This is a genomic window from Xylanibacter ruminicola Ga6B6, from assembly GCF_000687715.1.
GTDB classification, from domain to species: domain Bacteria; phylum Bacteroidota; class Bacteroidia; order Bacteroidales; family Bacteroidaceae; genus Prevotella; species Prevotella ruminicola_B.
In genome coordinates, this window is record NZ_JHXD01000011.1 from 98,620 (window position 1) to 105,637 (window position 7,018).

A 7,018-nucleotide genomic window follows, 5' to 3' on the forward strand; every position below is an offset into this window, starting at 1 on the left:
AACCACGAATTTCACGAATTACACGAATGTTAGATAAGAATTCAAAAATCTATGTAGCAGGCCACAACGGACTCGTTGGGTCTGCTATTTGGAATAATCTGAAGAGTAGAGGTTACAATAACCTTATAGGACGTTCTCATAAAGAACTGGATTTGACAGATCAGAATGCTGTCAAAAAGTTCTTTGATGAAGAGCTGCCGGATGCTGTAGTGTTGGCTGCTGCCTTTGTAGGAGGTATCATGGCTAATATGCTATATCGTGCTGACTTCATTATGATGAACATGAAGATTCAGTGCAATGTGATTTCAGAGGCTTATGCTCATGGAGTGAAGAAGTTGCTGTTTCTGGGCTCGACGTGTATCTATCCCAAGAATGCTCCTCAGCCAATGAAGGAGGATTGTTTGCTGACATCGCCACTGGAGTACACCAACGAGGAGTATGCTATTGCGAAGATTGCTGGCCTGAAGATGTGCGAGAGCTACAACCTGCAGTACGGCACCAACTACATAGCCGTGATGCCTACGAACCTGTATGGACCGAACGACAACTTCCACCTGGAGAACAGCCACGTGATGCCGGCCATGATGCGAAAGGTATATTTGGCAAAACTGGTACATGATGGCGCCTGGGATAAGATTGCTATCGACCTGAATAAGCGTCCTGTAGAGGGAGTAGATGGGTCGTCATCACATGACGACATACTGAACATTCTAGCGAAGTATGGTATCTACGATAATAAGGTGGTGCTTTGGGGTACTGGTACTCCATTGCGTGAGTTCCTGTGGAGCGAGGATATGGCAGACGCTTCTGTACATGTATTGCTGAATGTGGACTTTAAGGATGTGATTGGCATTGAGAAGTACTCGTCAGTACATTATGGAGCCAGCACCGATGGTGCTATAGATCGTAATCACAGTGCTGGCAGAGGTGGTGCTATACCATCGTTGGGTGAAATCCGCAACTGCCATATCAACGTAGGCACAGGCAAGGAGTTGACTATTCGCGAACTTTCAGAACTTGTTGTAAAGGCTGTTGGTTTTGAGGGTGAAGTGGAGTTTGATGCTTCAAAGCCTGACGGCACGATGCGTAAACTCATTGATGTAAGCAAACTACATTCTCTTGGCTGGACTCATAAGGTTGAGATAGAAGATGGCGTTGGGAATTTATTCCAATGGTATAAAGAATCTCTTTCATGACAATTAAGAAACTAATATATGATGGGTTTCCTTAAGGGACTTTGGATTTTCTGTTCCTATTTGTTTGTACCACAAAAGCGTTATTATGACGATTAACCAAGAATTACTAGAAAAACTTTTTGAAGAGGCGAAGGGAAACCCTCGCCTGAGGACGAACCTAGATTTGCGCACATCGGCAGAGGATGGCTCCCAGCGTATGCTGAACACAATGCTGCCTAGAACGGAAGTCGCGATACATAGGCACCCGATGAGTAATGAAAATGTGATACTCATTAAGGGTAGGCTGGATGAAGTGCTGTATGAGGAGGAGATATCTTCCGATGGCAAAGCATCACTGAGAGAGGTTGAGCGTATTCATCTGTGCCCAGAAGGTGGTGTATATGGATGTCAGGTGCCGAAAGGCGTGTGGCATACGGTAGAGGTGCTAGAACCATCCGTGATATACGAAGGTAAGGATGGTAAGTATGGTGAGGATGGGTCGGAGACGTACGCCTCGATGTGAGAAAGGAAAGATATGATGGAAGATGTTTTATACCGATTGCGAGAATTTGTGGAGAACGAGGTACGGTCAGGTTCCATGGATTTTGGTTGCATAACACCTCTTTACGTTTATAGGATGTGGGGAGGCGCAATCCCGATGGAAGATATTGAGAACGGCTTGATTGAGTTGAGAAATCAAGGATTTATGGTTGGATAAAGGAGATTGTTAAAGGGGTATGGGCGTTTTGTTCATAACTTTTTGTGCCTCAATGGGGAAAACATAGGCAATAATATTTATGGAAAAGTATCAATATCATATTTTTAGCCCGTATAGGGTTTGCCCATTGGGGGCACACGTTGACCACCAGCACGGATTGGTGACAGGTTTTGCCATTGACAAGGGTGTTGACCTATACTTCGATGTAAGAGGTCAGATGGAAGATGGAAGATGTGACCCGCATGTGCATCTGGAGTCGAGGACGTTCGAGGGAACGGTGGACTTTGACATCGATGCTCCGAGTCAGGTGAAGGAAGGGCATTGGGGTGACTATGCTCGTGGTGCCAAGTATGCATTGCGCAAGCGCTTTGAACTAAAGCGAGGTATTGATGGTGTTATACAGGGCTCGTTGCCGGTGGGTGGACTCAGTTCCTCTGCTGCAGTTCTGATTGCGTATGTGATGGCGTTTGCTAAGGCGAATGACATTACGCTCCAGCCATTTGAGGTGGTGAAGATTGCTTCGGAGGCAGAACGTGAGTACATTGGACTGAATAATGGTCTTCTCGACCAGGCTTGCATTGCACTGGGTAAGAAGAATGGACTGCTGTTCCTTGACTGCGATAGTAATGATTGGCGTATCATCAAGCGTAATCCTGACATGCCAGAGTTTGAGATTGGCATCTTCTTCTCTGGATTGACTCGTTCATTGGTGAATAGTGACTATAATCTTCGTGTGTATGAGTGCAAGACTGCTGCATAGAATATGCTTGCCTATACGGACCAGCCACTGAAGACGTTTGATAAGACATTCCTTCGCGATATTCCCAAAGCAACATTTGATAAGACTCGTATAGCCATGCCTGCGAGGTTTGCTCGTCGTGCAGAGCATTTCTATAGTGAGTACCGCCGTGTGCGTCAAGGCGTGACGGCTTGGGAAACGGGCAATATGAAATTATTCGGTAAGTTGTCGTTCGATTCGTGTGAGAGTAGCATCCATAATTATGAGTGCGGTTCACCAGAACTCATTGCTATCTATGAGATTATGCGTCAGTTGCCAGGTGTCTATGGTGGTCGTTTCTCTGGTGCAGGCTTCAAGGGCGCTTGTATTGCCCTTGTGGATCCTGCCTATAAGGAGGAGATACAGAAGGTGCTCACAGAGAAATATCTAGAACAGTTCCCTGAATACGAAAAGACATTCCAGGTGTTCTGGGTGAAGCCGGATGATGGGGCAAGATTCTTGGATAATTGATAATTGTGAAGTATGAAAGACATTGTTATTGCTGCTGGATATGCGACAAGGCTTGGAGAGTTGACGAAGAACTTCCCAAAGCCATTGTTGAAGATTGGAGAGAATACTATCTTGGGAAGGATGTTGGATGATATCGACAGGATTCCTGAGATTGATGAACATATTATCATTACAAATCATAAGTTCGCAAGCATCTTCGAGGGCTGGAAGAAGGATTTGCACTATAGCAAGCCGGTTACCATTGTGGATGATGGCACAGAGACTAACGAAACTCGTCTTGGAGCTGTATGCGATTTGTTGTATGCCATGGATAAGCTCCACATCGATGATGATTTGTTGGTAGTGGCAGCGGATAACCTGTTGTTTTTCTCATTCCAGGAGTTTGTGGACTTTGCTAGTGCCAAAGGCACTTCGTGCATCATGTGCCACGAGCAGCCTTCAATAGAGAAACTGCAGCGTACAGGTGTAGTAGAACTGGATGCCAACAATAAGGTGTTAGGCATGGAAGAAAAACCACAAGTGCCAAAGAGCCACTGGGCAGTACCACCGTTCTATATCTATTTGAAGAAAGACCTCGACTTGGTTCGGCATTCTGTAGAGAATGGTTGCGGCAAGGATGCGCCAGGTAATCTCGCTCACTATATGGTAGAGCATACCACTATGCATGCTTGGCCCATGAGTGCAGGACGTTTTGATATTGGTAGCCTCGATACATATTACGAGGCGGTTGAGAAATATGGTAAGTAACGAACAAGAATTTCACGAATCTAACGAATAAAAACTTATTATAAAATGAAAATTGCAGTTGCAGGAACAGGTTACGTTGGTATGAGTATAGCAACACTGCTTGCTCAGCATAATCATGTAACAGCTGTTGACGTGATACCTGAGAAGGTGGAGAAAATCAACAAAAAGATTTCGCCTATTCAGGATGAGTATATTGAGAAGTATTTGGCAGAGAAGGAGCTTGACTTGACAGCAACGCTGGATGGGATGGCTGCCTATAAGGATGCTGACTATGTTGTGATTGCGGCTCCGACGAATTATGACCCGCAGAAGAATTTCTTCGACACGCATCATATCGAGGATGTGATTGACCTCGTGTTAAGTGTGAATCCCGATGCAGTGATGGTGATTAAGAGTACCATCCCCGTGGGGTATTGCCGTTCTCTGTATGTAAAGTATGCGCTGAAGTTCTTGACTGATCCAGAGTTGAAGGGAAAGAAGTTTAACTTGCTCTTCTCACCAGAATTCCTGCGTGAGAGTAAGGCGTTGTATGATAATCTCTATCCCTCTCGTATTATTGTAGGCTATCCAAAGATATTGCCTGCCGATAGAAACAGAAAGTGGGACGAGGAGAATGCTGCCATAACAGCTATCGGTAATCCAGAGGCAGAGGAGAAGGCAAAGACCTTTGCCGGTCTGCTGCAGGAAGGTGCTATCAAGGAGAATATCGATACGCTGTTTATGGGAATGACGGAGGCAGAGGCTGTGAAATTGTTTGCCAATACCTATTTGGCTTTGCGTGTATCATACTTTAATGAGCTGGATACTTATGCAGAGGTGAAAGGATTGGATAGTCGGGCTATCATATCGGGCGTAGGTCTGGATCCGCGTATCGGCACGCACTACAATAATCCTTCATTCGGTTATGGCGGTTACTGTCTGCCTAAGGATACCAAACAGTTGCTGGCCAACTATGCGGATGTGCCTCAGAACATGATGACGGCCATCGTGGAGAGTAATAGGACTCGTAAAGACTTTATTGCAGATGAGGTGCTGCGTAAAGCTGGTTACTATACTGCTAATAGTGACTGGAGTGAGAGTGCTGAGAAGGATGTGACTATCGGTGTGTTCCGTCTGACGATGAAATCTAATTCCGATAACTTCCGTCAGAGTGCTATTCAGGGCATCATGAAGCGTGTGAAGGCAAAAGGTGCCAATATCATCATCTATGAGCCTACGTTAAAGGATGGCGAAACGTTCTTCGGGTCTCGTGTTGTGAATAACTTGGAAGAGTTTAAAAAGCAGAGTGATGCCATTATTGCCAATCGCTACGACGAGGCTCTGGATGATGTTCAGGAGAAGGTCTATACAAGAGACATTTTCAAGAGAGATTAACGAACACGAATTGCACGAATAATACGAATTTATGAAGACAATATTAGTTACAGGAAGTGCTGGATTTATTGGCTCGAACTTGGTGCTACGCTTATTTAAGGAAATGAGCGAAGGTACTATTGTTGGACTGGATAATCTGAATGATTATTATGATCCGACATTGAAAGATTATCGCCTCAGTGAGATTGAAAAAGCTAAGCCTGCGGGAATAGAATATGAGTTCGTGAAGGGGGACTTGGCAGACAAAACTCTGATTGATGGACTATTCGAGAAGTACCACTTTGACGTGGTGGTGAATCTGGCTGCCCAGGCGGGTGTGCGTTATAGCATCACCAATCCTGATGCCTATATTCAGAGCAACATGATTGGCTTCTATAATATATTAGAGGCGTGCAGGCATAACCCTGTGGAGCATCTGGTATATGCTTCTTCAAGTTCTGTATATGGTGGCAACAAGAAAGTGCCATTCTCGACGGATGATCGTGTGGATAATCCTGTGTCGCTGTATGCAGCTACGAAGAAGAGCAACGAGCTGTTTGCCCACTGCTATTCAAAGCTGTATGACATACCCACAACGGGCTTGCGCTTTTTTACGGTATATGGCCCTGCTGGTCGTCCTGACATGGCGTATTTTGGCTTCACCAACAAACTGTTGAAGGGTGAGACTATCCAGATATTCAATTATGGCAACTGCCGTCGTGACTTCACCTACGTTGATGACATTGTAGAGGGCGTGTATCGTGTGATGCAGAAAGCTCCAGAGCGTAAGAAGGGTGAAGACGGCCTGCCTATCCCTCCATATGCAGTCTATAATATCGGTGGTGGTCAGCCAGAGAACCTGCTAGACTTCGTGAACATCCTGCAGGAGGAGTTAGTTCGTGCCGGTGTCCTTCCTGCTGACTTCGACTTTGAAGCACACAAGCAACTTGTTCCCATGCAGCCAGGTGATGTTCCCACTACGTATGCGGATGCCACAGCCCTTGAACGTGACTTTGGGTTTACCCCGAAGATTACGTTGAGAGAGGGATTGAGGAAGTTTGCGGAGTGGTATAAGGAGTTCTATGGCCACAAATGATGGTAATCGAACGAATTTAGCAAGTAGCAAGATACAGACAAGTCGGTCATTGAGCTATTGGTTTGAGAGCAACTTCCAATAGTGATATGGCCGCTTGTCGGTTTTTAGAGAAAGTTGAGGTGTGAAGGCTGAGGAATGCGGAAGCACGTATTGATGGAATTAAGGAAAAACTGAAAGGACATGAGAGTAATAGCGCTGTTTGGAAGAGGAAATGTGGGAAAGGCACATTGTTTGGGGCATCTGATAAATCTGATGTACCAAGAGATGTTTGGGCATGGCTGTCTGATAGAAGGACAAGACAAGAGTGTTACTTTCGTAAGCATCCAACCCCTTTTTAGGTGTTCTCAGAAATAGGCATTACCTTTGCGCCATCAACTTTAATTTTGAGTTATGGCAGTAAACAGTAAAGACATTGTGCAAAAAACGGTCGATATCCACCCACCCAAAACGGGGATATCCGTTCACTTTTCTGACTCGTTCATCCTAATGGCGCTGCAAATTTAATCATTTTTCTGTAACATCGCTCTTTTTTGTCGATTTTTTCTTCCGCATACTCTCTCCTTTGAGGTCAAAACGTACAGCTGTGTGCACGATTCTGTCAAGGATGGCATCAGCAGCAGTGGTATTCTTCTTAAGCACGTCGTACCAGTTTGAAACTGGCAATTGAGACACGATGATAG

General features: G+C 45.2%; 9 protein-coding genes. 8 read left to right on the plus strand and 1 reads right to left on the minus strand.

Annotation, left to right across the window (positions count from 1 at the left end; genetic code table 11):
* Positions 1–26 precede the first annotated feature (26 nt).
* The 8 genes from T500_RS0108400 to T500_RS0108430 all read left to right on the plus strand — a co-directional run bounded on the left by T500_RS0108400 (position 27) and on the right by T500_RS0108430 (position 6,338).
* Positions 27–1,196: a GDP-L-fucose synthase family protein gene (locus tag T500_RS0108400; RefSeq protein WP_028907750.1), complete on the plus strand. Its 1,170-nt coding sequence runs from the start codon at positions 27–29 to the stop codon at positions 1,194–1,196.
* A gap of 85 nt (positions 1,197–1,281) precedes the next feature.
* On the plus strand, positions 1,282–1,698 hold the full coding sequence (locus tag T500_RS0108405) for a WbuC family cupin fold metalloprotein (RefSeq protein WP_028907751.1): 417 nt from the start codon (positions 1,282–1,284) through the stop codon (positions 1,696–1,698).
* Between the two features lie 12 nt (positions 1,699–1,710).
* The gene (locus T500_RS16935) at positions 1,711–1,893 is read left to right on the plus strand and encodes a hypothetical protein (RefSeq protein ID WP_155267488.1); all 183 of its coding nucleotides are present in this window, start codon (positions 1,711–1,713) and stop codon (positions 1,891–1,893) included.
* 79 nt (positions 1,894–1,972) lie between these two features.
* Complete coding sequence (locus T500_RS17330; RefSeq protein WP_230580877.1) at positions 1,973–2,653, plus strand: galactokinase family protein; 681 nt, start codon at positions 1,973–1,975, stop codon at positions 2,651–2,653.
* A 3-nt stretch (positions 2,654–2,656) separates the two neighbouring features.
* Positions 2,657–3,142, plus strand: a complete 486-nt coding sequence (locus tag T500_RS17335; RefSeq protein WP_230580878.1) for a hypothetical protein — start codon at positions 2,657–2,659, stop codon at positions 3,140–3,142.
* Positions 3,143–3,154: 12 nt separating this feature from the next.
* Positions 3,155–3,889 carry a nucleotidyltransferase family protein gene (locus T500_RS0108420; RefSeq protein ID WP_028907752.1) on the plus strand — a complete coding sequence of 245 codons (735 nt, stop codon included), beginning with the start codon at positions 3,155–3,157 and terminating at the stop codon, positions 3,887–3,889.
* A gap of 45 nt (positions 3,890–3,934) precedes the next feature.
* The gene (locus tag T500_RS0108425; RefSeq protein WP_155267489.1) at positions 3,935–5,263 is read left to right on the plus strand and encodes a UDP binding domain-containing protein; all 1,329 of its coding nucleotides are present in this window, start codon (positions 3,935–3,937) and stop codon (positions 5,261–5,263) included.
* 31 nt (positions 5,264–5,294) lie between these two features.
* Positions 5,295–6,338, plus strand: a complete 1,044-nt coding sequence (locus T500_RS0108430) for an NAD-dependent epimerase/dehydratase family protein (RefSeq protein WP_028907754.1) — start codon at positions 5,295–5,297, stop codon at positions 6,336–6,338.
* A 504-nt stretch (positions 6,339–6,842) separates the two neighbouring features.
* Here the strand turns inward: T500_RS0108430 and T500_RS16675 are convergent.
* Positions 6,843–7,018, minus strand: a 176-nt coding sequence (locus T500_RS16675; protein WP_196243486.1) for an ATP-binding protein, incomplete at its 5' end; no start/stop codon positions are given.